We start from the raw sequence: 25,780 nt of genomic DNA, 5'->3' as shown, positions 1-25,780 counted from the left end.
GGATGGAGCGACAGCCGGTCGCGTCCGCCGACCCCCGTTCCGCCCGGCAGACCCGGTCGACCCCGAAGGAGGGCGCGTTGCCCCACGAGGCCCGCACGAAGCAGACGACCGCGCACGACCCGCGCGCGGAGGCGTTCGAGCCGCCGTACCCCGACCCCGCCCCAGCGCTGGAGGCCGGCGCCGGCGCGGTGGACCAGCCCCGGGTGGCCGCGGCCGTGCGGGAGCTGCTGCTGGCGATCGGCGAGGACCCCGACCGGGACGGGCTGCAGGGCACCCCGGGGCGCGTGGCACGGGCGTACGCGGAGATGTTCGCGGGTCTGCACCAGGACCCCGCCGAGGTGCTCGGGACCACCTTCGACATCGGCCACTCCGAGATGGTCCTGGTGAAGGACATCGCCTTCTACTCGACCTGCGAGCACCACCTCGTCCCGTTCCACGGCCACGCCCACGTGGGCTACATCCCCGGCCACGACGGGATGGTCACCGGTCTGAGCAAGCTCGCCCGCCTCGTGGACCTCTACGCGCGCCGGCCCCAGGTCCAGGAGCGGCTGACCACCCAGATCGTGGAGGCCATCGTGGAGCACCTCCAGCCGGCCGGTGTGATCGTGGTGATCGAGTGCGAGCACCTGTGCATGTCCATGCGGGGGGTGCGCAAGCCCGGCGCGATGACCGTGACCTCGGCCGTGCGCGGCCAGCTGCGCGAGACCGCCACCCGCGCCGAGGCGATGAGCCTCATCCTGGGGCGCTGAGCACGTGCCGACCCTCCGCCGCACCGACCCCGCGCACCGGCCCCCGGGCTGGGGCTCCTTCGAGGCCCTGCCCACCGGGCGCACGCTGGTCATGGGCATCCTCAACGTCACCCCCGACTCCTTCAGCGACGGCGGGGAGCACGCCGGGCACGAGGCCGCGATCGCGCACGGGCTGCGCATGATGGCCGAGGGCGCCGACATCGTGGACGTCGGGGGCGAGTCCACGCGGCCCGGCTCCGAGCGGGTCGACCCCGCCGAGGAGCGGCGCCGGATCCTGCCCGTGGTCGAGGCCCTCGCCGCCGCGGGGGCGGTGCTCAGCGTCGACACGCTCCACGCCGCGACCGCCGAGGCCGTCCTGGACGCCGGCGCGCACATCGTCAACGACGTCTCGGGACTCGCCGCCGGCCAGGACATGATCGACCTGGTCGCCGAGCGGCAGGCGCCCTACGTCCTCATGCACGCCCGGGGGCTGCCCGACGTGCAGGACTCCCGGGCCGTCTACGACGACGTCGCCGGGGAGGTGCTCGGGGAGCTCGGGGCGCTGCGGGAGCGCTGCCTGGCCGCCGGCCTGGCCCCCGAGCGGCTGGTCCTGGACCCCGGGCTGGGCTTCGACAAGCGGGGGGCGCAGAACTGGGAGCTGCTCCGGGCGCTGCCGCGCTTCACGGCCGGAGGCCACAAGGTGCTCGTGGCCGCGTCCCGCAAGCGATTCCTCGGCACCCTGCTCGAGCAGGACGGGGTGCCGCGCCCGGCCGCCGGGCGGGACGCGGCCACGGCCGCGATCAGCGCGCTCTCCGCGCACGCGGGCGCGTGGTGCGTGCGCGTCCACGACGTGCGCGCGAGCGCCGACGCCGTGGTCGCCGCGCACGCCTGGCGCGGCGTCGAGCCGGCGCTCCTGCGCCCCGCCGCGGGCACCGGCGCGGACTCCGGCGCGGGCGCCGGCGCGCCGGCCGCGGGATCCCCGGGAGCGCACCGGTGAACCGGGCGCCGCAGGAGGGCCCGGACGCCGCCCGGGTGCGCGCCGGGGACCGGGCGGGCCGCCAGCACGTGCCGGCGTCCTCCACGCGGTCCCCCGACCGCCGCGACCGGATCAACCTCCTGGGGGTCGGCGCGGTGGGCTACCACGGGGTCTTCGACCAGGAGAAGCGCAGCGGGCAGCCCTTCTTCGTGGACCTGGTCATGTACCTGGACCTGTCCGCGGCGGGGGCCTCGGACGACGTCGCCCTGACCGCCCACTACGGCGAGGTCGCCGAGGAGGTGCGGGACATCGTCATCGGCCCCAGCGTGAACCTGCTCGAGACCCTGGCCGACCGCATCGCCCGGCGGCTGCTCGAGCGCTTCCCGCTCGAGGCGGTGGAGGTCACCGTGCACAAGCCCAAGGCGCCCATCGAGGTGACGTTCTCCGACGTGTCCGTCACGATCTACCGGGAGCGCTGAGATGGGCACCCTGGCCGTCCTCGCCCTCGGCGCCAATCTCGGCGACCGGGAGGCCACCCTGCGCCGGGCCGCCCTCGACCTGGCCGCCCACCCGCGGATCACCCTGACCCGAGCCTCGCCCATCGTGCGCTCCAAGCCGGTCGGCGGACCGGCCGGGCAGGGGGACTACCTCAACGCCGTCGTGGAGGTGGAGACCGACCTGAGCCCCTTCGGGCTGCTCCGGGCCTGCCAGGAGGTGGAGGAGCGCCACCACCGCACCCGGACCCAGCGGTGGGGTCCGCGCACCCTCGACGTCGACATCGTGGTCTACGGCGACCTCCGCCTGGACGAGCCGGACCTCACCGTGCCGCACCTGCGCGCCGCCACCCGCGCGTTCGTGCTCGTCCCGTGGGCCCTCATGGACCCCGGCGCGACGCTCGAGGGGCGCAGCGTCGCCGAACTGGCCCGCCGGGCGGGCGACCTCGGGGGCCTCGGGCCGGACACGACCCCCCTGCTGGGCGAGCTCCCCGCCCCCGGTGGGGACGAGGACTGAGGAGGAGCCGCCGTGCACGTGCTCACGGTCCCCGCGCTGCTGATGTGCGCGGCCGCCGCCGGCGCCGTCGGCTGGACAGCGAACCGGCTGTCCACCGGAGCGGGCGGGCCGCTGCTGATCCTGCCCTGGGCCTCGCTCGCGGCCCTCGCCGCGGTCGCCGCGGCGCTGCTGGTGCTCGGCGTGCGGGTCAAGCGGCACCAGGAGGGGGAACACCCGGAGCGCTTCGACCCGCTGGTCGCGGCCCGCACCGCGGCCGGCGCGCAGGCCGTGGCCTGGGCGGGGGCGATGCTGACGGGCTGGCACGCCGCCGTCGCCGTCGAGCAGGCGGCCCTCGTGGCCGTGCGCTCCGACCAGGGACCGCTCTGGGCCAGCCTGGTCCACGCCGCGGCCGGGCTCGTCCTCGTGCTGGTGGGCTGGATCGTGGAGGGCTTCTGCAAACTGCCGCCCGACGATCCCGACGCGGAGGAGAGCGCCGAGTACGGTAGGGGACGGCAGAAGGAGCGCCCCGAGGGAGAAGGTGGTTATGCGCGAGAGATCCGCCCCCGGGCCCGTCGGCGGCCCCGGGGCCGCGACGTCCGGTGACCGGGTGCCCCTGCGCAACCCCGCGATCGACCCCGAGGGCCTGGCCTGGACCCGGGTCTCGCCCCGGCACCTCACCGTGGTGGTCCTCTCCACCCTCCTCTCCACCCTGTTCTGGCTCGTGGCCCTGGGCTGGCCGGCGGTGCTGGCGGTCACGGGCGTCTGGGGCGGCGCCCCCCTGGGGCTGCTGCTGCTCCCGCCCGGGGCCGCCCTCGCGGCCGGCCTGCTGTCCGTGCTCCTGGCCCCGCGCCGGGTCCGGGCGATCGGCTACGCCGAGCGCGGCGAGGACCTGCTCGTGCGGCGGGGCCTGCTCTACCAGCGGGTCACGATCATCCCCTACGGGCGGATGCAGTACGTGGACGTGTCGGTCTCCCCGCTGCAGCGCAGCTTCGGCCTGGCCACCGTGAAGCTGCACACCGCCGCCGTGGGCAGCCACGCCGAGATCCCCGGCGTGGAGCACGCCGAGGCGTCCCGGCTGCGCGAGCGGCTCACCGCGCGCGGCGAGGCCCTCCTGGCGGCCCTGTGAGCGCTGCGCCCGCCCCCGCGGCGGCTCCGCAGTGGCACCGTGTCCACCCGCTGACGCCGGTGGTCAAGGGGTGGCTCGCGATGCTCGTGATCGCGGGGGCCGTCGTCAACATCCTCCTCGACGACTTCCTCAACGCCGTCCTCGGCCGCGGGGCCGCCGGGCCGCCCCAGGACTTCGACCCCGCCCGGATGGGCGCCGTGTTCTGGTGGGCGCTGGCCGGGCTCGTGCTGGTCGTGCTCCTCCTGTTCGCGGCGGCCGTGCTGGTCTCCTGGTGGTTCACCCGCTACCAGGTGACCCCCGAGCACGTGCGGATCCGCTCCGGGGTGCTCTTCCGGCAGGAGCGCCAGGCCCGGCTGGACCGGGTGCAGGCCATCGACATCCACCGCCCGTTCCTGCCCCGGCTGCTGGGGCTGGCGGAGCTGAAGTTCGAGGTCGCGGATGCCGGGCAGTCGGCGGTGTCCCTGTCCTACCTCACCCACCCCCAGGCCCGTGCGCTGCGCGGCGAGCTGCTGGGCCGGCTCGGCCTGGCCGCCCCGGGGCGGGCCCCCGCACCCCCCGTGCCCGGCGCGCCCGTGCGGCGGCCCGCGCCCTGGGCGGTGACGGGCGACCAGGAGCGCCCGGTGCTCGGGGTGCCGGTGCCGCGGCTGATCGGCTCCGTGCTCGCCTCGGGCTCCGCCGTCGCCCTGGCCGTGCTGCTGGCCGCCGCACCGGTCGCCCTCCTGGTCGACTCCCGCACCGGGCCGGCGATGCTGGCGGCCTGGCTGCCCGGGCTGCTCAGCTTCGGGGCCATCTCCTACCGCCGCGTGGAGCAGGGCTGGTCCTTCCGGCTGCTGCGCGTCCCCGAGGGCATGCGCGTGCGCTACGGCCTGTTCGACGTCCGCTCCCAGACCGTCCCCGCCGGGCGGATCCAGGCGCTGGGCGTGGACCAGCCGCTGCTCTGGCGGCCCTTCGGCTGGTACCGGGTGCGGGTCAACGTGGCCGGCTACGGCCCCGCGGCGGGGGAGAGCGACGTCATGCGCTCCACCCTGCTGCCCGTCGGCACCCTCCCGCAGGTGCACCAGGTCCTGCACCTGGCGCTGCCCGGCGCCCGGGACGGGGACCTCCCGGGCCTGCTGCGGGAGGGCCTGCACGGTTCGGGCGCGCAGGGCCGGTTCACCACCTCCCCGCGCCGGGCCCGGTGGCTCGACCCCCTGGTGCACCGCCGGACCGGCTTCGCCGCGACCGGCGACGTCCTCGCCGTGCGCTCCGGGCGGTTGAGCCGGCACACCGCGGTGCTGCCCCACGAGAAGACGCAGTCGGTGGCCGTGAGCCAGGGACCGCTCGAGCGGGCCCTGGGCCTCGCCGACGTCCACCTGCACTCCACGCCGGGGCCCGTGACCGTGGTGGTCCCGCACCTCGACACCGGGGACGCCCGGGCGCTCGCCGCCGCCCAGGCGGTGCACGCGGCCGGTGCCCGTAGACTGGCCGACGGCCCGAGCGACCCCCAGACCCCCCGGCAGGAGAGAGCATGACCCATCCGTCCGAGCGCCCCGGACGCCTCGGCGTCGGGGTCGTCAGCGCCGGGAAGGTGGGCGCCGTCCTGGGGGCCGCGCTGCGCGCCGCCGGCCACGCCGTGGTCGGCGTGAACGCCGTCTCCGAGGCCAGCCGGGACCGGGCCGAGGCCCTCCTGCCCGGGGTGCCCGTCCTCGACGTCCCGGCCGTGCTCGAGCGCGCGGAGCTCGTGCTGCTCGCGGTGCCCGACGACGAGCTGCCGGGGCTCGTGCAGGGCCTCGCCGACGCCGGGCTGTGGCAGGCCGGCCAGCTCGTGGTGCACACCGCGGGCCGCTGGGGCACCGGTGTGCTGGAGCCGGCCCGCCGGCTCGGGGCGATCCCGCTGGCGATCCACCCGGCGATGACGTTCACGGGCATGAGCCTGGACCTGGCCCGGCTGAGCGACTGTTCGTTCGGGATCACGGCCCCGGCCCCCGTGCTGCCCATCGCCCAGGCGCTGGTGGTCGAGATGGGCGCCGAGCCCGTGGTGGTCGCGGAGGGCGACCGCGCACTGTACCACGCCGCCCTCGCCCACGGCGCCAACCACCTGATGACCGTCGCGGCCCAGTCCATGCAGGTGCTCCGGGACATCGGGGTGGAGCACCCCGCCCGCACGGTCGGGCCCCTGCTGCGGGCGACCCTGGACAACGCCCTGGCCGCGGGGGAGTCGGCGCTGACCGGTCCCGTGTCCCGCGGCGACGCGGGGACCGTGGCCGCCCACCGGGACGCCCTCGACGAGTACGCGCACGGCCACGGCGGCGACGACGTCCTGCTGGCCTACCTGGACCTCGCCCGCGTCACCGCCCGCCGCGCCCTGGACCGCGGGCTGCTGGACCGCCCGCGCTACGACGCCGTGCTCGCCGCCCTCGAGCTCACCCACGGACCCGACGGCACCGACGGCACCGACGGAGAGGACACCCCGTGAGCGAGCCCACCACCGTGCCCCGCGTCTGCCGGGGCATCGACGAGTTCCGGACGGCCCTCGCCGACCGGCTCGGCGCGGTGCCGCAGCAGCCGTCGCTGGGGCTCGTGCCCACCATGGGCGCCCTGCACGAGGGGCACGGGCACCTGGTGCGCCTCGCCCGGCAGGAGAACGCCGTGGTCGCGGTCTCGGTCTTCGTCAACCCGCTGCAGTTCGGCCCGGACGAGGACCTCGAGCGCTACCCGCGCACCCTCGAGGCCGACGTCGAGCTGCTCTCCCGGTTCGGGGCCGACCTCGTGTTCGCCCCGTCCGAGGCGGAGATGTACCCGGACGGGGAACCCCTCGTGCGCGTCACCTCCGGCCGGCTCGGCTCCGTGCTCGACGGCGCGAGCCGCCCCGGCCACTTCGACGGCGCCCTGACGGTGGTCAACAAGCTCCTCAACATCACCGCCCCGCCCGTGCCGGCCGCGTTCCGGGCGTACTTCGGGGAGAAGGACGCCCAGCAGCTGCTCCTCGTGCGCCGGATGGTCGCCGACTTCGACCTGCCCGTCACCGTGCGGGCCGTGCCCATCGTGCGCGACGACGACGGGCTCGCCCTGTCCTCCCGCAACCGCTATCTCGACGCCGCGCAGCGCCGGGCCGCGCTGGTGCTCCCGCGCACGCTCCGTGCCCTCGCCGCCGGGGAGCTGGACCTCGGGGCCGCCCGGCAGCGGATCGACGCCGAGGACCTGGTCCGGCTCGACTACCTCGTCGTCGTCGACCCCCGCACCCTGGCGCCGGTCGAGCCGGCGCCCGGCGCCCTCGCCCTCGTGGCGGCCCACGTGGGCGGCACCCGGCTGATCGACAACCTCGTGCTCTGAGCCGCCCGGCCGGGATTTGACCCCTCCCGTTATCCTGGACAACTGTGACCAACGCGCAGAACACCTCCCCGACCGCCCAGGACGAGGCCGAGCAGGCCGAGCTCTCGGACCAGATGCAGTTCCGGCTCGCCAAGCGCGCCCGGCTGCTCGACTCGGGCCGGGAGGCCTACCCCGTGGGCGTGGAGCGCACGCACACCCTCGCCGAGGTGCGGGAGGCCCACGGCCACCTCGAGCCCGGCGAGGAGACCGGCCGGTTCGTCGGCGTGGCCGGGCGCGTGGTCTTCGTGCGCAACACCGGCAAGCTGTGCTTCGCGACCCTCCAGGAGGGGGACGGCACCCGGCTGCAGGTCATGCTCTCCCTCGCGAAGGTGGGGGAGGAGTCCCTGGCCGAGTGGAAGTCCCTCGTGGACCTCGGCGACTTCGTGGCCGTGCACGGCGAGGTGATCGCCTCCCGCCGCGGCGAGCTCTCCGTCATGGCCGACACCTGGTCCATGGCCTCGAAGGCGATCCGGCCCCTGCCCACGCTGCACAACGAGCTCAGCGAGGAGACCCGGGTGCGCCGGCGCTACCTCGACCTGATCGTCCGGCCCGAGGCCCGCGAGGTGGTCGTGCAGCGGGCGCGGATCATCCAGACGGTGCGCAACGTCCTGGTGGCCCGCGGCTACGTGGAGATCGAGACGCCCATCCTGCAGCTCGTGCACGGCGGGGCCACGGCCCGGCCGTTCGAGACCCATCTCAACGCGTTCGACCAGGACATGACCCTGCGCATCGCCACGGAGCTCTACCTCAAGCGCGCCGTGGTCGGCGGGATCGAGCGGGTCTTCGAAATCGGACGGGTCTTCCGCAACGAGGGCGTCGACTCCTCGCACAGCCCCGAGTTCACCACCCTGGAGGCCTACGAGGCCTACGCCGACCAGTTCACGATGGCCGAGCGGATCAAGGAGATCATCCTGGCGTGCGCCGACGCCCTGGGCGTCGACACCATTGAGACGGAGCGGGGCACGATCGACCTGCGCGGGGAGTGGCGCTGGCTGTCCGTCTATCCCGCCCTGTCCGAGGCCGTGGGCCAGGAGATCACCCCGCAGACGCCCGTACCGGCCCTGCACCGGATCGCCGAGGAGCACGGGGTGGCCGTCGGCCCGATGTGGGACGCGGAGAAGTACGTGCTCGAGCTGTTCGGCGAGATCGTGGAGCCCACCCTGGTCCAGCCGACCTTCGTGTGCGACTACCCGCCCTCGGCGCAGCCCCTCGCCCGCCAGCACCGCTCCGAGCACGGGCTGATCGAGGCCTGGGACCTGATCATCGGCGGGATGGAGCGCGGCACGGCGTTCTCCGAGCTGATCGACCCCGTGGTCCAGCGCGAGCGGCTCACCGAGCAGTCCCACCGGGCCGCGGCCGGCGACGCCGAGGCCATGCGGCTCGACGAGGACTTCCTGCGCGCCCTCGAGCACGGCGCCCCGCCCATGGGCGGCCTGGGCCTCGGCCTGGACCGGCTCATCATGCTCTTCACCGACCTGGGGATCCGGGAGACCATCCTGTTCCCCCTCATGAAGCCGGAGCAGGACTGAGCCCGGGGCCGCGGCCGTGCCGCGGCCCCGCACCGTCCTCAGCCACCGTCCAGATCTCCCCGGGAGAATCGCACCCATGGAATACATCGCTGTCCTGCTGCCCTCGATCAGCATCGGCATCATCTTCTGGTTCGTCCTCCGCTGGATCTTCCGCGGCGACCGCACCGAGCGCGCCGTCGAGTCCCGCTCGCAGGAGGACGCCGAGCGCTGGTACGAGGAGCTCAAGCGGCGCGACGGCGAGGACCTGCCGTTCGGCCCTTCCCCGCGCCGTGACCGCGGGACGGATCGCTGAGCTCCTCCTGAGCTGATTCCCGGCTCTTGCCGATGAATTCGAATTGGTGCCCGGTTTGTCCGCTTTTTCGTGCTGTTGAATTCCGTGCCGGAATCGTAGGATAAACTCGACGGCGCCGGGAGTTCGTTCTCCCGGTGGTCGCCGGAATTCACGATCCGGATCAACCGGTCCGACACGGGGGAATCAGCACCGCCTCGGGGCACGCCGTTCACCGGCGCGTCCGGGGAAAGACGAGCGCCGAGAGGCGGAGGAGAGTTTCAGCTATGGCACAGACCGTGAAGATCATTCTCGAGGACGACCTCGACGGCGGACCCGCCGAGGAGACCGTGCGCTTCGGCCTCGACGGCGCGCAGTACGAGATCGATCTCTCCGAGGAGAACGCGGCCAAGCTGCGCGACGCCGTGCGGCCGTTCATCACCAAGGCCCGGCGCGCCCAGAGCAAGCAGACGGCGAAGCAGGCCCGCCCCACCGGGAAGTCCAACCCGGACACCGCGGCCATCCGGCAGTGGGCCCGGGAGAACGGCCACCCGGTCTCCGACCGCGGCCGCATTCACCAGGACGTGCAGAAGGCGTACTACGACGCGCACCAATAAGAACGGGCCCGGCGCCGCCGAACAGGCCGCCGGGAAATAGGAGGAGGGACCGGTCCGCCGGTCCCTCCTTTTCCCTTTCCGGCGCCCCTTTCCGGTTCCGCTTTTCGGGGCGGGGAGGACCCTGTCGGGCGCGGGCGGTTCCCGGCGGGAATTCTCCGGCATTCTTTTGATGACCTGCGCCTTTGTCGGTGCGGAAGCGAACGGCGGAAATTGTCGGGTCCCTTTCCGGCGCCGTCCGAGCCCCGGTGCACCGGTCTTCTCGCCGGTGGCGAACAGCCGCCCGTTACCCCGTGCGGGTGCGTAGCATCGGGTGCAGACATCGACTGAGGAGTATCCATGTTCGAACGCTTCACCGACCGCGCCCGCCGGGTCGTGGTGCTGGCCCAGGAAGAGGCCAGGATGCTCAACCACAACTACATCGGCACCGAGCACCTGCTGCTCGGGCTGATCCACGAGGGCGAGGGAGTGGCCGCGAAGGCGCTCGACTCGATGGGCATCACCCTCACCGGCGCCCGCGAGCAGGTCCAGGACATCATCGGGCCGGGCCAGCAGGCCCCGTCCGGGCACATCCCCTTCACCCCGCGGGCCAAGAAGGTCCTCGAGCTCTCGCTGCGCGAGGCCCTGCAGCTCGGCCACAACTACATCGGCACCGAGCACATCCTGCTGGGCATCATCCGCGCGGGCGAGGGCGTGGCGGCGCAGGTGCTGACCAAGCTCGGCGCGGAGCCCCAGAAGGTGCGCTCCACCGTGCTGGAGCTGATCTCCGGCTACCAGGGCGGTGGCACCCCCGAGAAGGAGGGCGCCGGCGTGCGCTCGGCCGGCCAGTCCGAGGGCACTCCCGCCGGCTCGGCCGTGCTGGACCAGTTCGGCCGCAACCTCACCGCGGCGGCCCGCGAGGGCAAGCTGGACCCGGTCATCGGGCGGTTCCGCGAGATGGAGCGGGTCATGCAGATCCTCTCCCGGCGCACCAAGAACAACCCGGTGCTGATCGGCGAGCCCGGCGTGGGCAAGACCGCGGTGGTCGAGGGCCTCGCCCAGGCCATCGTGCGCGGGGACGTCCCGGAGACGCTCAAGGACAAGCACCTCTACACCCTGGACCTCGGGTCCCTCGTGGCGGGCTCCCGCTACCGCGGTGACTTCGAGGAGCGGCTCAAGAAGGTGCTCAAGGAGATCCGCACCCGCGGGGACATCATCCTGTTCATCGACGAGATCCACACCCTCGTGGGCGCCGGCGCGGCCGAGGGCGCGATCGACGCCGCCTCCATCCTGAAGCCCATGCTGGCCCGGGGCGAGCTGCAGACCATCGGCGCCACGACCCTCGACGAGTACCGCAAGCACATCGAGAAGGACGCGGCCCTCGAGCGCCGCTTCCAGCCGATCCAGGTGGACGAGCCCTCTGAGGCGCACGCCGTGGAGATCCTCAAGGGGCTGCGCGACAAGTACGAGGCGCACCACCGCGTGTCCATCTCGGACGACGCCCTCGAGGCCGCCGTGCACCTCGGCGCCCGCTACATCTCCGACCGCTTCCTGCCGGACAAGGCGATCGACCTGATCGACGAGGCCGGCGCGCGCCTGCGGATCAAGCGGATGACCGCCCCGCCGGAGATCAAGGAGCTCGACGACCGCATCACCGAGGTGAAGCGGCTCAAGGAGGCCGCGATCGACGGCCAGGACTACGAGAAGGCCGCCTCGCTGCGCGACACCGAGCAGAAGCTCATCGCGGAGCGGGACGACAAGGACCGTGCCTGGCGCGAGGGCGGCGACGAGCTCGCCGAGGTGACCCCCGAGGTCATCTCCGACGTCCTCTCCGCCTCCACGGGGGTGCCCGTCTACAAGCTCACCGAGGAGGAGACGGGCCGCCTCCTGCACATGGAGGACGAGCTGCACAAGCGCATCATCGGCCAGGACGACGCCATCAAGGCGCTCTCCCGGTCGATGCGGCGCACCCGCGCGGGGCTGAAGGACCCCAAGCGCCCGGGCGGGTCGTTCATCTTCGCCGGGCCCACGGGCGTGGGCAAGACCGAGCTCGCGAAGGCGCTGGCGGAGTTCCTGTTCGGGGACGAGGACGCCCTCATCACCCTGGACATGTCCGAGTACCAGGAGAAGCACACCGTCTCCCGGCTCTTCGGTGCCCCTCCGGGCTACGTGGGCTACGAGGAGGGCGGCCAGCTCACCGAGAAGGTGCGCCGCAAGCCGTTCTCGGTGGTGCTCTTCGACGAGGTCGAGAAGGCGCACCAGGACCTGTTCAACTCGTTGCTGCAGATCCTCGAGGACGGTCGCCTGACCGACTCGCAGGGCCGCGTGGTGGACTTCAAGAACACCGTGATCATCATGACCACGAACCTGGGCACCAAGGACATCTCCCGTGCCGTCCCCGTCGGCTTCCAGACCGGCGTGGACCCCGCGTCCAACTACGAGCGCATGCAGGCGAAGGTGCAGGACGAGCTCAAGGAGCACTTCCGGCCCGAGTTCCTCAACCGCGTGGACGAGATCATCGTCTTCCCGCAGCTCACCGAGAACGAGATCGTGCAGATCGTGGACCTGTTCGTGGCCCGGCTGCAGGAACGGCTGCGCGACCAGGGGATGTCGATCGAGCTCTCCGACTCCGCGAAGCGGTGGGTCAGCCGCAAGGGCTACGACCCGTCCATGGGCGCCCGCCCGCTGCGCCGCACCATGCAGCGGGAGATCGAGGACCAGCTCTCCGAGAAGATCCTCTTCGGGGAGATCAGCACCGGGGAGAAGATCTTCGTGGACACCGACGGCGAGGGGGACGAGCAGAAGCTGGTCTTCTCCTCCACCCCGATGTCCGACCTCACGGGCGACGGCATGGTCGACCCGATGGGCGGTCTGGAGGACGTCGACGTCTCCCGCGGTGACGGCGAGAACCGTTCCGAGGGCTGAGCCCGTCCGACTCCGCCGAGGGGCGCCGGCGTTCGCAAGCGTACACTTGCGGCGTGACCGACCTGCGCCTGCGACCAGCCCGCACCTCCGACGTCCCCGCCATCAAGGACCTCGTGGCCCCGCTGGCGCGCGCCGGGGTGCTCATCAACAAGGACACGGTCGCCTACTACGAGGGCATCCAGGAGTTCCTGGTGGTGGAGGCGGTCGGCGACGAGCAGGCCGGCCTCGTGGGCTGCGGCGCGCTGCACGTGATGTGGGAGGACCTGGGCGAGGTCCGCACGCTGGCCACCTCCGACGCGTGGCGGGGCCGCGGGGTGGGCCGCACCCTGCTGGCCGGGCTGATCGAACGGGCCCGCGCCGTGGGGGTCTCCCGGGTGTTCTGCCTGACCTTCGAGGTGGACTTCTTCAGCCGCTACGGCTTCGAGGTCATGCCCAACCAGAACCAGGTGGACCCCGACGTCTTCGCCGAGCTGCTGCGCTCGCACGACGAGGGCGTGGCCGAGTACCTCGACCTGGCCCGCGTGAAGCCCAACACCCTCGGCAACACCCGGATGCTGCTGGAGCTCAGCCCGGAAGACTGACCCCGGCGGGCCCGGCGACGGCCAGCCCGTCCCGCACCAGCCCGTCCAGCGCGCGCCGGCGCTGCTCCTCCGGGGCCTCCAGCCCGTGCAGCGCGTCCAGGGCCCGGAGGGCCTCCGGCGGCAGGCCCGCGCCCGTCGCGACGTCGACGGGACCCGTGAGGTGGTGGGCCGGCACCGGCGCGGACCCGGCCCGCAGCACCGCCATGACCGCCCCGCGGACCTGGCGGTCCGTGCCGTGCCACCGCTGGCCCCGGGGGGCCTCCAGCGGCTCCGGCCGGCCCGCGGCGACCCACGCGCACGCCGACCGCACCGGGCACTGCTCGCACCGGGGGGAGCGGGCCGTGCAGACGAGGGCGCCGAGCTCCATGACCGCCTGGTTCCAGCGCACGGCCAGGGCGTCGTCGGCCGGCATCAGCTCCTCCGCGAGCCGCAGCTCGGCGGCCGTCAGCGACCGGGCCGGCAGGGCCCGGCCCGTGACGACCCGGGCGTGCACGCGGCGGATGTTCGTGTCCACCACGGTCTGCCGGTCCCCGAAGGCGAAGACCGCGATCGCGGCGGCCGTGTAGGCGCCCACGCCGGGCAGGGCCAGCAGCGCGTCGTGCGCCGCCGGCACCCGGCCCCCGTGCTGCTCGGTGATCTCGACGGCGGCCGCGTGCAGGCGCAGGGCCCGCCGCGGATAGCCGAGCCGGCCCCACGCGCGCACGGCCTCCCCGGCGCTCTCGGCCGCGAGGTCGGCGGGCCGCGGCCAGCGCCGCAGCCACGCCTGCCACACGGGCAGCACGCGCGCCACCGGAGTCTGCTGGAGCATGAACTCGCTGACCATGACCCCCCACGGGGTGCAGGCCGGGTCCCGCCACGGGAGGTCCCGGGCGGCGTCGTCGTACCAGTCGGTCACGGCCCGGTGCAGATCCGGCAGGCCGGCGGCCGGGACGGGGGGCGGGGCAGCGTGCGGGGAGCTCATCGAAGTCCACTGTAGCCTGGGAGCATGGCGCAGAAGGGTTCCGGGAGCACCCCCCACGGACGGTCGGGGAACGGTCACGACGACGACGGACGAGCTCCCCGCCACCCCGGGTCCCGGCGCGAGAGCCCCGAGGTGTACCGGCGCCGCCGGCTCGTGGCGGCCCTCGCCGCGGGCGTGCTGCTCGTGCTCGTGGCCGTGGGGCTGGTCTCGGCCGTGGCGGGCATGCTGGGCCCCGAGGAGACGGAGGGCGTCCCGGCCCCGGACACGGCCACCGCGTCCGCCGCCGCGGCCTCGCAGGAGCCCTTCGCGGACTTCACACCGCGGCCGGACGAGAGCGCGTCCGCGGCGGGGTCCGCGCCCGCCACGGAGGGCCCGGTCGAGGAGTGCGGTCCCGAGCTGGCCGTGCGGGCGTCCACGGACCGGGAGAGCTACGCCGAGGACGCGCAGCCGGTCCTCGTGCTGAGCCTCGAGAACACGGGGGAGGACCCCTGCCGCGTCAACGCGGGCACCTCCCAGATGGTCTACGAGGTGACCTCGGGGCCGGACACCGTCTTCGACAGCAGGCACTGCCAGGCCGGCTCCGAGGACGCGGAGGTGGTGCTCGAGCCCGGGCAGGAGCAGAGCGCGCGGCTGAGCTGGAACCGGGTGCGCACCGCCGAGGGCTGCACGGAGGCGGGGGGCGAGGCCCGGCCCGGCTACTACCGGCTCGAGACCTCGCTCGGGGAGCGCACGTCGGAGCCCGTGCCGTTCGTCCTGGAGTGAGCGCGCCGCGCGCGGCTCACATGAAGCGCTCGAGCAGGCTGGTCTCGGCCATCCGGGAGAGGGACTCGCGCACCGTGCGGGCCCGCTGCTCGCCGATGCCCTCGACCGCCTTGAGGTCCTCGAGGTTGGCGGCCATCAGGGACTGCAGGCCGTCGAACTGGCGCACCAGCCGGTTGGCCACCGCGCGCGGCATCGACTTGATGCCCTCCAGCAGCCGGTAGCCGTGCGGGTGCAGGTCCGTCTCGAGGCTGCCCTGGGGTTCGACGAGGCCCACCGACACCGCGATCCGCTGCAGGTCGATGAGCTCCGTGGGGGTGAGCTCGGCGAGGCGCGCCAGCCCCTCCTCGATGCCCTCCGCGGGGGTGCCGTCGGGCAGGTAGTCGCGCAGCACCACGTCCGGCCCGGGGCCGGTGCCCGCGGTGAGCTCCTCGAGCTGCAGGGCGATGAGCCGCCCGTCCACCCCGAGCTCGAGGACGTACCAGCCGATCTCGGAGGAGATCCGCCGGACCATCTCCATCCGCTGGAGGGTCAGGGCCACGTCCCGCGCCGTCACGGACGCCTCGATCTCGAGCGAGGACAGGTTTCCCAGCACCTGCTCCATCCGGTGGCTGTAGTGCTCGAGCGTCTGCAGGGCCTGGTTGGCGCGGGCCATGATCGACTGGGAGCCCTCGATGGCGTACCGGGTCTCGCCCACGTAGATCGTGATGACGCTCATGGACTGGCTCACGGAGATCACCGGCACCCCGGTCTCCTTGGCGGTGCGCTCCGCGGACCGGTGCCGGGTCCCGGACTCCGTGGTGCCGATGGAGGGGTCCGGCACGAGCTGGACCCCGGCCTTGAGGATCCGGGTGGCGTCCCGGTCGCAGATGATGGCGCCGTCCATCTTGGCCAGCTCCCGCAGCTTGGGCGCGGAGCAGTCGGTGTCGATGTCGAAGCCGCCGGAGCAGATGGTCTCGACGGAGCGGTCGAAGCCGAGGACGATCAGCCCGCCCGTGCGCCCGCGCAGGATCCGCTCGAGACCGGTGCGCAGCTCGGTGCCGGGCGCGATGCGGGCCAGCGTCTTGCGCAGTGCGTTCTCAGGGGTCTTCGCCACGGTCACATCATACGGCCGCGGCGGTCTGCCGCTTCCGGGCGGGAGCCGCGGCGGAGGCCGGGAAGAGCAGCTCCATGGCGTCGTTGATGGTGGTCACCTCCCGGACGGTGAACCCCGCCGGGACCGGGCCCGGCCCCGTGGGGCTCGCGGGCACCACCGCGTGCGTGAAGCCCAGCCGGGCGACCTCCTGGATGCGGCGCCCGATGCCCGGGACGGGCCGCACCTCGCCCGCCAGGCCCACCTCTCCGAAGCACACCAGGCGCTGCGGCAGGGGCCGGTCCTGCGCGGCCGAGGCCAGCGCCATGGCCACGGCGAGGTCGGTCGACGGCTCGGTGAGCTTCACGCCGCCGACCGTGGAGACGTAGCAGTCCAGCCCGGCCAGGTTCACGCCCGCCCGGCGCTGCAGGACGGCGAGCAGCATGGCGACCCTCGAGGAGTCGAGGCCGGCGGTGGCCCGCCGGGGCTGGGCGGTGGAGGAGCGGTCCAGCAGCGCCTGCACCTCGGCCAGCAGGGGCCGGCGGCCCTCGAGGGTCACCGTGAGGCACGTGCCGGACACCGGCATGGCCGTGCGGGAGACGAACAGGCCCGAGGGGTCCTCCACGCTCGTGATCCCGGTCTCGGTGAGGTCGAAGCAGCCGACCTCGTCCGTGGGGCCGTAGCGGTTCTTGACCGCCCGCAGCAGCCGGATCCGGGAGTGCTTCTCGCCCTCGAACTGGCACACCACGTCCACGAGGTGCTCGAGCAGCCGCGGACCGGCGATGGAGCCGTCCTTCGTCACGTGCCCCACGAGCAGCGTGGTCATGTTCCGCTTCTTGGCCGCGGCGATCAGGGACGCGGCGACCTCGCGGACCTGCGTCACCCCGCCCGCGGAGCCCTCGACCTCGGCGCTGGCCAGCGTCTGCACGGAGTCGACCACCAGCAGGCGTGGGGAGATCGTCTCGATGTGGCCCAGCGCCGTGGCCAGGTCCGTCTCGGCGGTGAGGTACAGGGTGGGCGCCACGGCGTCGATCCGGTCCGCGCGCAGCTTCACCTGCGCGGCGGACTCCTCGCCCGTGACGTAGAGGACGTCGCGGGTCCCCGAGCCCGTGCCCTCCGCGAAGCGGGCGGCGACGTCGAGCAGCAGCGTCGACTTCCCGACCCCGGGCTCGCCCGCCATCAGCACGACCGCGCCGGGGACGAGCCCGCCGCCGAGGACGCGGTCCAGCTCGGGCACCCCGGTGGGCGCCGAGGTCGCCACGGTGGCGTCCACCTGGGCGATGGGGCGGGCGGGCTCGGCGATCGACCGGGCGGCCGTGGTGCGGGCCCTGTGCTCGCCGATCTCCTCGACGGTGCCCCACGCCTGGCACTCCCCGCACCGGCCCACCCACTTGGCGGTGCTCCAGCCGCACTCGGTGCAGCGGTAGGCGGGGGAGTTGCGGCGGGTGCGGGTGCTCATGGCGTCCAGGCTAGCCGCCGGGTCGGACGGCACAGGTCCTGAAGACCCCGCGACCCGTGCTCAGGCGCGGTCCCAGCCCTCGAGCCGGGGGAGCTGGGCGCGCGCCTCCTCGTGCGTCATCCCGGCGGCCTCCAGGAGGTCCACGACCATGGGGCGCAGGTCCAGCACCAGGGTCTCGCCCTCCATGGTGCGCACCCCCATCCGTCCCGGGTGCAGGCGCCCGGCCACGTCGGCCAGCTCGTTGCGGGCCTGGCGCAGATAGCTCTCCCGGGAGCCGGGGGAGGCCACGGCGAGCGCGTTGCCCAGTGTGGTGACGGCGTCGGCGAGGTCGTCGAAGGCCGTGCCCATGGAGGCCACGGCCTCGTCCGAGAGCGTCACGTGGTTGAGCACGGAGGCGAGGCGGCGGGCGAGGACCCGCGCGTTGCGCACGGCGAGGTCCAGATAGCGGATGGAGTGCGCGATCCCCTCGATCTCCGCCCGGCGACCGCGGTACAGCGGTGAGGCCGTGGCGATCTCGAGGGAGGACTTCAGCCCGGACGTCACGGAGTCCACGAGCGGCTGGGTCTGGCGGGCGCGCACGAGAGCGTGCCAGGCGGCGGTGGCGTCGTAGTCCTCCACGGCCCGGCTCGCCTCCCGGAGGACCCCGGAGAACTCGTCGACGAGCGCCCGCAGCCCCTGGCGCGGCTGGCTCCGCGGGTCCGTGGGCACGAAGTAGGCCATGGCCAGGGCGCAGAGCCCGCCCACGACCGCGTCCGTGGAGCGGGCGAAGACCCCGTCCTGGGACGGCGGCAGCAGGACCACGAGCACGGACTGCAGCCCCATCTGGGTGGTGAACAGCGTGCCGTTGTCCAGGAAGCGGGCCAGCAGGATCGAGGTCATGAGCACCACGCAGGCCTGCCACACGCCCGTGCCCAGGACGTGGATCAGCGTGTCCCCCACGGCGATGCCGAGGGTGCAGCCGATGGAGACCTCCAGGACGCGCCGGTAGCGCAGCCCGTCCTTCGCGAAGCCCAGCGAGACCAGGGCCGCCGTGGCCGCGAAGATGGGCCCGGAGTGGCCCAGCAGCTGCTCGGCGATCACGTAGGCCCCGACGCTGGCCACCGTGATCTGGAAGCTCTGGAGCAGGCCCGTGCGGACCCGGGTGAGGCCGACCCGGGTGCGGCTGCGCACCGCGCGGGCCGCGGCTCGCGCACGGTTGCCTGGCTGCATGGGGCCATCCTAGGCGAGCGGCCCGGGGCCGCCGGCGCGCGGGCGGGGCCACCGTGCCGACCCGGGAACGGGTGGCCGCGGTGTGAGATCCGCAACTCCGGCACGGCTCCGGAGGCCGGTGTTCACCCGCCGTTCATCTTGCCAGGTCAATCTGGCCACCTGCGCTCCCTAGCGTCTTCCGGAGAGAGGTTCGCGGGTCGACCGCAGATCCACCTCTTGCACCGGCCCGGAGATCCTCCGGCGCCACGACGGACCACGGCCCCGTGACGGGCCACGACTGTGATTTGAGGGGCAACAAGTGAAGGCATCCCACCTCGGCCGTTCTGCGGCCGTCCTGGCCATCGGCACGCTCGCGCTCACCGCGTGCGGTTCGGACAACGCCACGGGCGGAGGCTCCGGCTCCGCCGAGACCTCTGCGTCCGGCGTCTCCGGCACGCTGACCGGCATCGGGTCGTCGGCCCAGAACGCCGCGATGACGGCGTGGCAGAACGGCTTCCAGGAGGCCAACCCCGAGGCCACGGTGCAGTACTCCCCGGACGGCTCCGGCGCGGGCCGCGAGGCCTTCACCGCCGGCGGCGCCGACTTCGCGGGCTCGGACGCCTACCTCGACGAGGAGGAGTACGAGGCCTCCAAGGAGGTCTGCGGCCCCGAGGGCGCGTTCCACGTCCCGGCCTACATCTCCCCGATCGCGGTGGCGTTCAACCTGCCGGGCGTCGACACCGTGAACATGGACGGCGCGACCATCGCCCAGGTCTTCACCGGGGAGATCACCGAGTGGAACGACCCCGCCATCGCCGAGCAGAACCCCGACGCGGAGCTGCCGGACACCCCGATCACCGTGGTCCACCGCAACGACGAGTCCGGGACCACCGAGAACTTCCAGGAGTACCTGGCCGCGGCCGCCCCCGAGGTGTGGACCGAGGAGGTCTCCGGCAACTGGCCCTCCCAGTGGGCCGCCGAGAACAACAAGGGCACCGCCGGCGTGGTCCAGTCCACCAACGCCACCGAGGGCGCCATCACCTACGCGGACGCCTCCGCCGTGGGCGATCTCGGCACCGTGGCCGTGGGGGTGGGCGAGGAGTACGTCGAGTACTCCTCCGAGGCCGCCGCGAAGGCCGTCGAGGCCTCGTCCCCGGTCGAGGGCCGCGCCGAGTACGACATGGCGATGGACCTCGAGCGCGACACCACCGAGTCCGGGAGCTACCCGATCGTGCTCGTGTCGTACGAGATCTTCTGCCCGCAGTACGATTCCCAGGAGACCGCTGACCTCGCGAAGGCGTTCGGCGAGTACGTCATCAGCGAGGAGGGGCAGCAGGCGGCGGCCGAGGCGGCCGGCTCCGCCCCCATGTCCGAGAACCTGCGCACCGCCGCGCAGGAGGCGATCGACCAGATCACGGTCGCCGGCTGATCCAGTTCTGCTGGTCCCGTTCGGTGCGGGCCCGGGCCCTCCCGCCCGCGCCCGCGCCGAACGGGACATTCGTGTGTGAGGCGACCTCCGCGTGAGGCGCGTCACCGGACCCACGCGCGGGGACACCACTGCGTCCCCGCACCACCCGTGTCAGGCAATCGAAGGGGCACCCGACATGTCCACCACCGTCACCACCAGGAAGACCGCCGCCGGCGGCAAGGCGGGCGACTCGATCTTCTCCGGGCTCAGCCTCGGGGCCGGCGTGCTGATCCTCGCCGTCCTGGCGGCCGTGGCGCTGTTCCTGTTCCTGCAGGCGCTACCCACCTTCCAGGCCCCCGCCGAGGAGATCTCCGGCGGCGCCGGCTTCTGGTCCTACATCTGGCCGATGGTCATCGGCACGGTGATCGCCGCCGTGATCGCGCTGGTGATCGCCACCCCGATCGGCGTGCTGGTGGCCCTGTACATCTCCCACTACGCGCCGGCGCGGATCGCCAAGCCCGTGGGCTACGTCATCGATCTGCTGGCGGCGATCCCGTCGGTGATCTACGGGGCCTGGGGCACCACCGTCCTGGCCGCCTCCGTGGTGCCCTTCTACGACTGGCTGTCGACCAACCTCGGGTTCATCCCGATCTTCAGCGGCCCGGCGTCCCAGACCGGCAAGACCATGCTCACGGCCGGGGTGGTGCTGGCCATCATGATCCTGCCGATCATCACGGCGATGTCCCGGGAGCTGTTCGTCCAGACCCCGAAGCTGCACGAGGAGGCCGCCCTGGCCCTCGGGGCGACCCGGTGGGAGATGATCCGGATGACGGTGCTGCCCTTCGCCCGCCCGGGGATCATCTCCGCGGTGATGCTCGCCCTGGGCCGCGCGCTGGGCGAGACCATGGCGGTGGCCCTGGTGCTCTCGAGCGGCCCGCTCACCTCGTCGCTCGTGCAGTCCGGGAACCAGACCATCGCGGCGGAGATCGCCCTCAACTTCCCGGAGGCCTACGGCCTGCGGCTGTCCGAGCTCATCGCCGCGGGCCTGATCCTCTTCGTGATCACCCTCGTGGTGAACATCATCGCCCGCGCCATCGTCGCCCGCTACAAGGAATTCTCGGGAGCCAACTGATGTCCTCCACCGCCTTCCGCAATCCCACGCCGGTGCGTCCCTCCTCGCCCCGCCGGTCGATGCTCACCCGGAACCAGAGGCCGGCGTGGCTGGTCCCCGTGATCGGTGCCGCCGCCGTCGTGGTGGGGGCGGCCCTCGCGGCCCTCCTGGGCTTCTCCACGGCCCTCTGGGCCGTCCTCGCCGCCGTGGTCTTCCTGGTCGCCGCACCCGTCGTCGTCTCGGTGATCGAGGGCGGGCGCAAGGGTGCCGACTCGCTGATGACCTACCTCGTCTACACGGCGTTCGTCCTGGCGGTGATCCCGCTGATCTCCGTGATCTGGACGGTGCTCGCCAACGGCCTCCCGGGCCTGACCTCCAACCTGCTGCTGACGTCCATGAACGGTGTCACCGGTGCCACGGACAACGCCGCGGCCGCGGGGGACGGGCCCGTGCTGGGCGGCGCGTACCACGCGATCGTGGGCACGGTGTCGATCACCTTCTGGGCCACCCTGCTCTCGGTCCCCATCGGCCTGCTGACGGCCATCTACCTCGTGGAGTACTCGAAGGGCGGCTGGCTGGGGCGCGGCATCACCTTCTTCGTGGACGTCATGACGGGCATCCCGTCCATCGTGGCGGGCCTGTTCGCCGCGGCCTTCTTCGGGCTGCTGCTCGGCCCGTCCACCCGCTTCGGCTTCGTGGCGGCCGTCGCGCTGACCGTGCTGATGATCCCCACGGTCGTGAAGAACACCGAGGAGATGCTGAAGATCGTCCCCAACGAGCTGCGCGAGGCGGCCTACGCGCTGGGCGTGCGCAAGTGGCGGACGATCATCAAGGTGGTGATCCCCACCGCGATCTCCGGCATCGCCTCCGGCGTGACCCTGGCGATCGCCCGGGTCATCGGGGAGACCGCCCCGCTGCTCGTCACCGCGGGCTTCGCCACCGCCATCAACTGGAACTCGTTCTCCGGGTGGATGACCACGCTGCCCACGTTCATCTACTACCAGATCATGACGCCCACGTCCCCGACGAACCCCGACCCCTCGCAGCAGCGCGCGTGGGCCGCGGCGCTGCTGCTGATCCTGATCGTGATGCTGCTCAACCTCGTCGCCCGACTGGTCGCACGGGCCTTCGCGCCCAAGACCGCCGGCCGCTGACGCGCGCCGCGCACCCACCGGACCTCCGCACGCACCTCCCGCACGCACCTCTGCGAGAAAGAAGCAAGGAACACACATGTCCAAGCGAATCGACGTCGACCACCTCAATGTCTACTACGGCGACTTCCTGGCCGTCGAGGACGTCAGCATGGGGATCGACGCCCGGTCGGTGACCGCGTTCATCGGCCCGTCCGGCTGCGGCAAGTCGACCTTCCTGCGCACCCTCAACCGCATGCACGAGGTCATCCCCGGCGCCCGCGCCGAGGGCCAGGTGCTCCTCGACGGGGAGGACCTCTACGGCCCCGGTGTGGACCCCGTGGTGGTGCGCTCCATGATCGGGATGGTCTTCCAGCGCCCCAACCCGTTCCCCACCATGTCCATCCGCGACAACGTGCTCGCGGGCGTCAAGCTCAACAGCAAGCGGATCTCGCGCGGCGACGCCGACGCGCTCGTGGAGAGCTCCCTGCAGGGCGCGAACCTGTGGAACGAGGTCAAGGACCGCCTGGACAAGCCGGGCTCGAGCCTCTCCGGCGGCCAGCAGCAGCGCCTGTGCATCGCCCGGGCGATCGCGGTGAAGCCCGACGTGATCCTCATGGACGAGCCGGCCTCCGCCCTTGACCCGATCTCCACCCTGGCGATCGAGGACCTGATCAACGAGCTGAAGCAGGACTACACCGTGGTCATCGTGACCCACAACATGCAGCAGGCCGCGCGCATCTCGGACCGGACGGCGTTCTTCAACATCCAGGGCACGGGCAAGCCGGGCAAGCTCATCGAGTACGGCCCCACGTCCGAGATCTTCAGCAACCCGCGGGAGAAGCAGACGGAGGACTACGTCTCCGGCCGCTTCGGCTGAGCCGTCCCGCCCCCGGAGGCACGGGCGCCGGTCACCCCGCGGGGTGGCCGGCGCCCGTCGTCGTCGACGCCCTCGACCGACTCCCGGGCCCGGCGGCGGAGCCCGCGCGGCCGCCCCTGCGCCGGCGTCCTGGACGTGGTGCCCCGCCCCCCCTAGAGCAGCGGTGAGAGGGCGAGCATCAGGGTGCCGGAGATCGCCGCGCACGCCGGGACGGTGAGGACCCACACGAGCAGGACCCGCTTCACCACCCTGACGTTGACGGTGTGGAAGCGCTGCTGCCGTCCCGCCCCCAGGATCGCGGCGGCGGTGGTCTGGGACGTGGACATCGGCACGGGGATCAGCGTCCCGCCCAGGAACAGCAGGGCTCCCGCGACGCCCTGGGCCACGGCGCCGCGGAACGGGTCGATCGTGATCATCCGGGAGGAGAGGGTGTAGGCGATCCGCCAGGCCCCGAACAGGGTGCCCGTGGCCAGCCCGGCCGCGATGAGCAGGAACAGCCACGGGGTGGAGCCGGCCAGCGGGTCCGCGAACCCGGCGCACAGCAGCAGCGTCGCGAGGATCCACGCGGCCCGGCGGCCGTGGTGGATGCCGTGCCCGAAGGAGACGGCCGCCGCGCCGCCGGCCAGGACCAGCCGGGAGCGGAACGTGGTCGTGTCCGGCTCGGAGTGCCGCAGCAGGTGCAGCAGGGGCACCACGAGCACCCAGGCCACGGCGTAGGCGGACAGCGGCGCCAGCACGAGGGGCACGACGACCTGGTAGAGGGCCTCGGCCGTCAGCGGGTTCCCGTCGACGAGGTCCACGGCGTGGGCGCCCAGCAGCGCGCCGAGCAGCCCGCCCGACAGCGCCGTGGTCGAGGAGCTCGGCATGCCCCACCACCAGGTGAGCAGGTTCCAGCCGATCGTGGTCACCAGGGCGCAGACGATCGTCGCGGAGCCCACCACGTCGTGCGGCACGGGCACGCCCGTGATGATCCAGTCCGCAAGCAGGTACGCGGCGGCCCACACGCCGGCGGCGTTGACGAGCGCGGTGAACACCAGGCCCACCCGGGGCGTGAGCGCGCGGAAGCGCACGGGCAGGGCCAGGGCGTTGGGGGCGTCGTGGAAACCGTTGACGAGCACGTGGGCCACGGCCAGGAGGATCCCGAGAACGGTCAGGGCCGTCAGCACGGGGTCAGGACTCCGCCACGACGATGCGGCCCACCTCGGTGGAGACCCGGACCAGTGCCCGGGCGGCCCCGGCGAAGCGCCGGACTGCGCGCTCCCGCCGCATCGCGGCGATCGCCTTGTGGTGCTCCAGCAGGTGGGACATGTGCAGCTGGTAGATCCGCTCGGACTGCTTGCCCAGCCGCAGCATCTCGTACCAGTAGTCGTCCAGGCCCTGGAGGCTGCCGAGGTCGCGCATCGCCCGGGTGGTCAGCTCGGACATCCGCTCGATCACCCCGAGCTGGTCCGTGGCGTACGAGGGCGGCCGGGTGAGGGCGTAGGCGACGTGGGCCTCCGCGACGGCCAGCAGCTCCTCGGCGGCCTTGTTGAGCCAGTGCCCCAGGATGTAGACGTCCTGCCGGGGAATGGGGATCACGAACGTGGAGCGCACCGTGGTCATCACGGAGAAGTACAGGTCCGTGGACCGGGCCTCGCACTCGCGGACCGCGTCGAGGGTCGTGGTGTCGACCTCGGGGGAGCCCAGCAGCTCGGACAGGAGCCGGACGGCCTCCGTCACCTGTCCCGACATGTCCGCCAGCAGGTCCAGGACCAGCTCGTCCTCCGGGAAGATGCGAAGCGCCATGTGGTGACCGTCCTGGGCGTGGGGACCTGCGCCGCGGAGCACGGCGGATCCCACTGTACATGGGGGCGTCGGGCGGCCCGGGGGCGCCCGGTGGTCCCCGGGAGGAGGGAAGAGGGGCGGTGCCGGACCGGGAGCGCCTCTCGGCGGAAGGCCGCTCGTGGCGGCTATGTGATGGAGCCCGGGGCTGCCGCGGCCCGGCACCTGGCTCCCATGGTAGTCGACGTGCACGTGAGGCCAAGTCCTGCGGCTGTGGGCTCCCGCACGGCAGGGCTCACGGGGCCGGCGCGGCGGAGCTCAGTCGAGGTGGCCGCGGCGCCACTGGTTCGCGGCGGCCTCGAGCTCCTCCGCGGTCCGTTCGAGCCGCTGGGTGAGGGCCACGGTGCTCGGGGGCCGTGCCGCGCCGGGGTCCACGACCGGCATCTGCCCGGTGTCCGTCAGCCGGATCCGGCCGAGGGCGATCACGCGGCAGAAGGCCGCGAACCGGTCCAGGGCGACGTCGAACTCCCCGTTGAACGCCCCGGAGAGGATGGCGTCCGCCATCGAGGTGATCTCCTCCGCCCCGGGCGGCTCCGCGACCCCGGCCACCACGTGCGAGACCTGCGCGGTGCTCCGCCCCGCCGCGAAGTAGCGGCCCATCCGCACCGGGTCCTTCCGGACCCCGGCCCGCAGGGCGTAGAGCCGCCACAGGGCCCCGGGCAGGGAGACCGCCGGGGCCTCCGCCCACATCTCGGCGATCCCCTCCAGGCCCTGCTCGTCGGTCAGCTCGATGAGCCGCCGGCTGATCTCGGGGTCGTCGCTGGCGCGCCCGCGGGAGACCAGGGCGTGGGCGGCGAGGTGGGCGGCCTCGGAGACGCGCGCCGGGTCGGGGCCGCCCTCGTGCGCGTCGAACTGCTCCGGGGAGAACTTCACCGGCTTGTGGTGGCGGGGAGCTTCGCTCATGCGTCCAGCGTACGGCCGTGG

26 protein-coding genes are annotated in these 25,780 nt (G+C 73.3%); 19 read left to right on the top strand and 7 right to left on the bottom strand.

From position 1 onward, the window contains the following. Window positions 1-2: 2 nt before the first annotated feature. The 14 genes from folE to ACPYN7_RS13180 all read left to right on the top strand — a co-directional run bounded on the left by folE (window position 3) and on the right by ACPYN7_RS13180 (window position 13,067). Window positions 3-749, top strand: a complete 747-nt coding sequence (gene folE / locus ACPYN7_RS13245) for a GTP cyclohydrolase I FolE (RefSeq protein WP_368825958.1) — start codon at window positions 3-5, stop codon at window positions 747-749. A 4-nt stretch (window positions 750-753) separates the two neighbouring features. Continuing rightward, a complete protein-coding gene (folP, locus tag ACPYN7_RS13240; RefSeq protein ID WP_424347946.1) occupies window positions 754-1,725 on the top strand; it encodes a dihydropteroate synthase in 972 nt (323 codons plus the stop codon). Continuing rightward, window positions 1,722-2,183 (top strand): dihydroneopterin aldolase, encoded by a 462-nt coding sequence (gene folB / locus ACPYN7_RS13235; protein WP_082697234.1) that lies wholly within the window; start codon window positions 1,722-1,724, stop codon window positions 2,181-2,183. Before folP ends, folB begins: the two co-directional genes overlap by 4 nt. Window position 2,184: 1 nt before the next feature. Then, window positions 2,185-2,715: a 2-amino-4-hydroxy-6-hydroxymethyldihydropteridine diphosphokinase gene (gene folK, locus ACPYN7_RS13230; protein WP_424347945.1), complete on the top strand. Its 531-nt coding sequence runs from the start codon at window positions 2,185-2,187 to the stop codon at window positions 2,713-2,715. Window positions 2,716-2,727: 12 nt separating this feature from the next. Continuing rightward, window positions 2,728-3,297 carry a DUF3180 domain-containing protein gene (locus tag ACPYN7_RS13225; protein WP_424347944.1) on the top strand — a complete coding sequence of 190 codons (570 nt, stop codon included), beginning with the start codon at window positions 2,728-2,730 and terminating at the stop codon, window positions 3,295-3,297. Next, window positions 3,239-3,820 carry a PH domain-containing protein gene (locus ACPYN7_RS13220; RefSeq protein ID WP_368825963.1) on the top strand — a complete coding sequence of 194 codons (582 nt, stop codon included), beginning with the start codon at window positions 3,239-3,241 and terminating at the stop codon, window positions 3,818-3,820. The genes ACPYN7_RS13225 and ACPYN7_RS13220 overlap by 59 nt, the downstream gene beginning before the upstream one ends. Continuing rightward, window positions 3,817-5,331 (top strand): PH domain-containing protein, encoded by a 1,515-nt coding sequence (locus ACPYN7_RS13215; protein WP_424347943.1) that lies wholly within the window; start codon window positions 3,817-3,819, stop codon window positions 5,329-5,331. Before ACPYN7_RS13220 ends, ACPYN7_RS13215 begins: the two co-directional genes overlap by 4 nt. After that, window positions 5,328-6,275 (top strand): Rossmann-like and DUF2520 domain-containing protein, encoded by a 948-nt coding sequence (locus ACPYN7_RS13210; protein ID WP_424347942.1) that lies wholly within the window; start codon window positions 5,328-5,330, stop codon window positions 6,273-6,275. Before ACPYN7_RS13215 ends, ACPYN7_RS13210 begins: the two co-directional genes overlap by 4 nt. After that, the gene (gene panC, locus ACPYN7_RS13205) at window positions 6,272-7,132 is read left to right on the top strand and encodes a pantoate--beta-alanine ligase (protein WP_424347941.1); all 861 of its coding nucleotides are present in this window, start codon (window positions 6,272-6,274) and stop codon (window positions 7,130-7,132) included. Before ACPYN7_RS13210 ends, panC begins: the two co-directional genes overlap by 4 nt. Window positions 7,133-7,176: 44 nt before the next feature. Beyond that, window positions 7,177-8,700, top strand: coding sequence for a lysine--tRNA ligase (gene lysS, locus ACPYN7_RS13200; protein WP_368825967.1), 1,524 nt, complete (start codon window positions 7,177-7,179; stop codon window positions 8,698-8,700). Window positions 8,701-8,776: 76 nt separating this feature from the next. After that, a complete protein-coding gene (locus tag ACPYN7_RS13195) occupies window positions 8,777-8,992 on the top strand; it encodes a hypothetical protein (protein WP_058875289.1) in 216 nt (71 codons plus the stop codon). A 263-nt stretch (window positions 8,993-9,255) separates the two neighbouring features. Then, on the top strand, window positions 9,256-9,585 hold the full coding sequence (locus ACPYN7_RS13190; RefSeq protein WP_368825969.1) for an Lsr2 family protein: 330 nt from the start codon (window positions 9,256-9,258) through the stop codon (window positions 9,583-9,585). A 336-nt stretch (window positions 9,586-9,921) separates the two neighbouring features. Then, window positions 9,922-12,486, top strand: coding sequence for an ATP-dependent Clp protease ATP-binding subunit (locus tag ACPYN7_RS13185; RefSeq protein WP_424347940.1), 2,565 nt, complete (start codon window positions 9,922-9,924; stop codon window positions 12,484-12,486). 53 nt (window positions 12,487-12,539) lie between these two features. Next, a complete protein-coding gene (locus ACPYN7_RS13180) occupies window positions 12,540-13,067 on the top strand; it encodes an amino-acid N-acetyltransferase (protein ID WP_058875292.1) in 528 nt (175 codons plus the stop codon). Here the strand turns inward: ACPYN7_RS13180 and ACPYN7_RS13175 are convergent. Next, a complete protein-coding gene (locus ACPYN7_RS13175; protein WP_058875293.1) occupies window positions 13,051-14,028 on the bottom strand; it encodes an A/G-specific adenine glycosylase in 978 nt (325 codons plus the stop codon). The genes ACPYN7_RS13180 and ACPYN7_RS13175 overlap by 17 nt on opposite strands. A 24-nt stretch (window positions 14,029-14,052) precedes the next feature. Between ACPYN7_RS13175 and ACPYN7_RS13170 the strand changes: the two genes are divergently transcribed. After that, complete coding sequence (locus tag ACPYN7_RS13170) at window positions 14,053-14,790, top strand: hypothetical protein (protein WP_231738457.1); 738 nt, start codon at window positions 14,053-14,055, stop codon at window positions 14,788-14,790. A 16-nt stretch (window positions 14,791-14,806) separates the two neighbouring features. Here the strand turns inward: ACPYN7_RS13170 and disA are convergent, their stop codons facing one another. The 3 genes from disA to ACPYN7_RS13155 are packed head-to-tail and all read right to left on the bottom strand — an operon-like array spanning window position 14,807 to window position 18,527. Next, entirely contained in the window at window positions 14,807-15,883 is a 1,077-nt protein-coding gene (gene disA / locus ACPYN7_RS13165) for a DNA integrity scanning diadenylate cyclase DisA (protein ID WP_058875374.1), read from the bottom strand. A gap of 7 nt (window positions 15,884-15,890) precedes the next feature. After that, the gene (radA, locus tag ACPYN7_RS13160; RefSeq protein ID WP_058875295.1) at window positions 15,891-17,318 is read right to left on the bottom strand and encodes a DNA repair protein RadA; all 1,428 of its coding nucleotides are present in this window, start codon (window positions 17,316-17,318) and stop codon (window positions 15,891-15,893) included. Window positions 17,319-17,378: 60 nt separating this feature from the next. Continuing rightward, window positions 17,379-18,527: an FUSC family protein gene (locus ACPYN7_RS13155; RefSeq protein ID WP_058875296.1), complete on the bottom strand. Its 1,149-nt coding sequence runs from the start codon at window positions 18,525-18,527 to the stop codon at window positions 17,379-17,381. 298 nt (window positions 18,528-18,825) lie between these two features. Here ACPYN7_RS13155 and pstS point away from each other — a divergent pair, with 298 nt between their 5' ends. The 4 genes from pstS to pstB all read left to right on the top strand — a co-directional run bounded on the left by pstS (window position 18,826) and on the right by pstB (window position 23,035). Beyond that, the gene (gene pstS / locus ACPYN7_RS13150) at window positions 18,826-19,935 is read left to right on the top strand and encodes a phosphate ABC transporter substrate-binding protein PstS (RefSeq protein WP_058875297.1); all 1,110 of its coding nucleotides are present in this window, start codon (window positions 18,826-18,828) and stop codon (window positions 19,933-19,935) included. Window positions 19,936-20,110: 175 nt separating this feature from the next. After that, window positions 20,111-21,046 (top strand): phosphate ABC transporter permease subunit PstC, encoded by a 936-nt coding sequence (gene pstC / locus ACPYN7_RS13145; RefSeq protein ID WP_058875298.1) that lies wholly within the window; start codon window positions 20,111-20,113, stop codon window positions 21,044-21,046. Beyond that, complete coding sequence (gene pstA / locus ACPYN7_RS13140; protein ID WP_424347939.1) at window positions 21,046-22,179, top strand: phosphate ABC transporter permease PstA; 1,134 nt, start codon at window positions 21,046-21,048, stop codon at window positions 22,177-22,179. Before pstC ends, pstA begins: the two co-directional genes overlap by 1 nt. A gap of 76 nt (window positions 22,180-22,255) precedes the next feature. Next, entirely contained in the window at window positions 22,256-23,035 is a 780-nt protein-coding gene (gene pstB, locus ACPYN7_RS13135; RefSeq protein WP_058875300.1) for a phosphate ABC transporter ATP-binding protein PstB, read from the top strand. Between the two features lie 152 nt (window positions 23,036-23,187). Here pstB and ACPYN7_RS13130 read toward each other — a convergent pair whose 3' ends face one another. The 3 genes from ACPYN7_RS13130 to ACPYN7_RS13120 all read right to left on the bottom strand — a co-directional run bounded on the left by ACPYN7_RS13130 (window position 23,188) and on the right by ACPYN7_RS13120 (window position 25,759). Continuing rightward, a complete protein-coding gene (locus ACPYN7_RS13130) occupies window positions 23,188-24,201 on the bottom strand; it encodes an anion permease (protein ID WP_424347938.1) in 1,014 nt (337 codons plus the stop codon). A 4-nt stretch (window positions 24,202-24,205) separates the two neighbouring features. Next, window positions 24,206-24,820: a DUF47 domain-containing protein gene (locus tag ACPYN7_RS13125; protein ID WP_058875302.1), complete on the bottom strand. Its 615-nt coding sequence runs from the start codon at window positions 24,818-24,820 to the stop codon at window positions 24,206-24,208. A gap of 294 nt (window positions 24,821-25,114) precedes the next feature. After that, window positions 25,115-25,759, bottom strand: a complete 645-nt coding sequence (locus tag ACPYN7_RS13120; RefSeq protein ID WP_368825980.1) for a hypothetical protein — start codon at window positions 25,757-25,759, stop codon at window positions 25,115-25,117. Between the last annotated feature and the right edge of the window lie 21 nt (window positions 25,760-25,780).

This window comes from Kocuria sp. CH-021 (assembly GCF_049716185.1).
GTDB classification, from domain to species: domain Bacteria; phylum Actinomycetota; class Actinomycetes; order Actinomycetales; family Micrococcaceae; genus Kocuria; species Kocuria cellulosilytica.
Note: the sequence above shows the minus strand (reverse complement) of the source record. Positions and strands in the feature narration are given on the sequence as shown.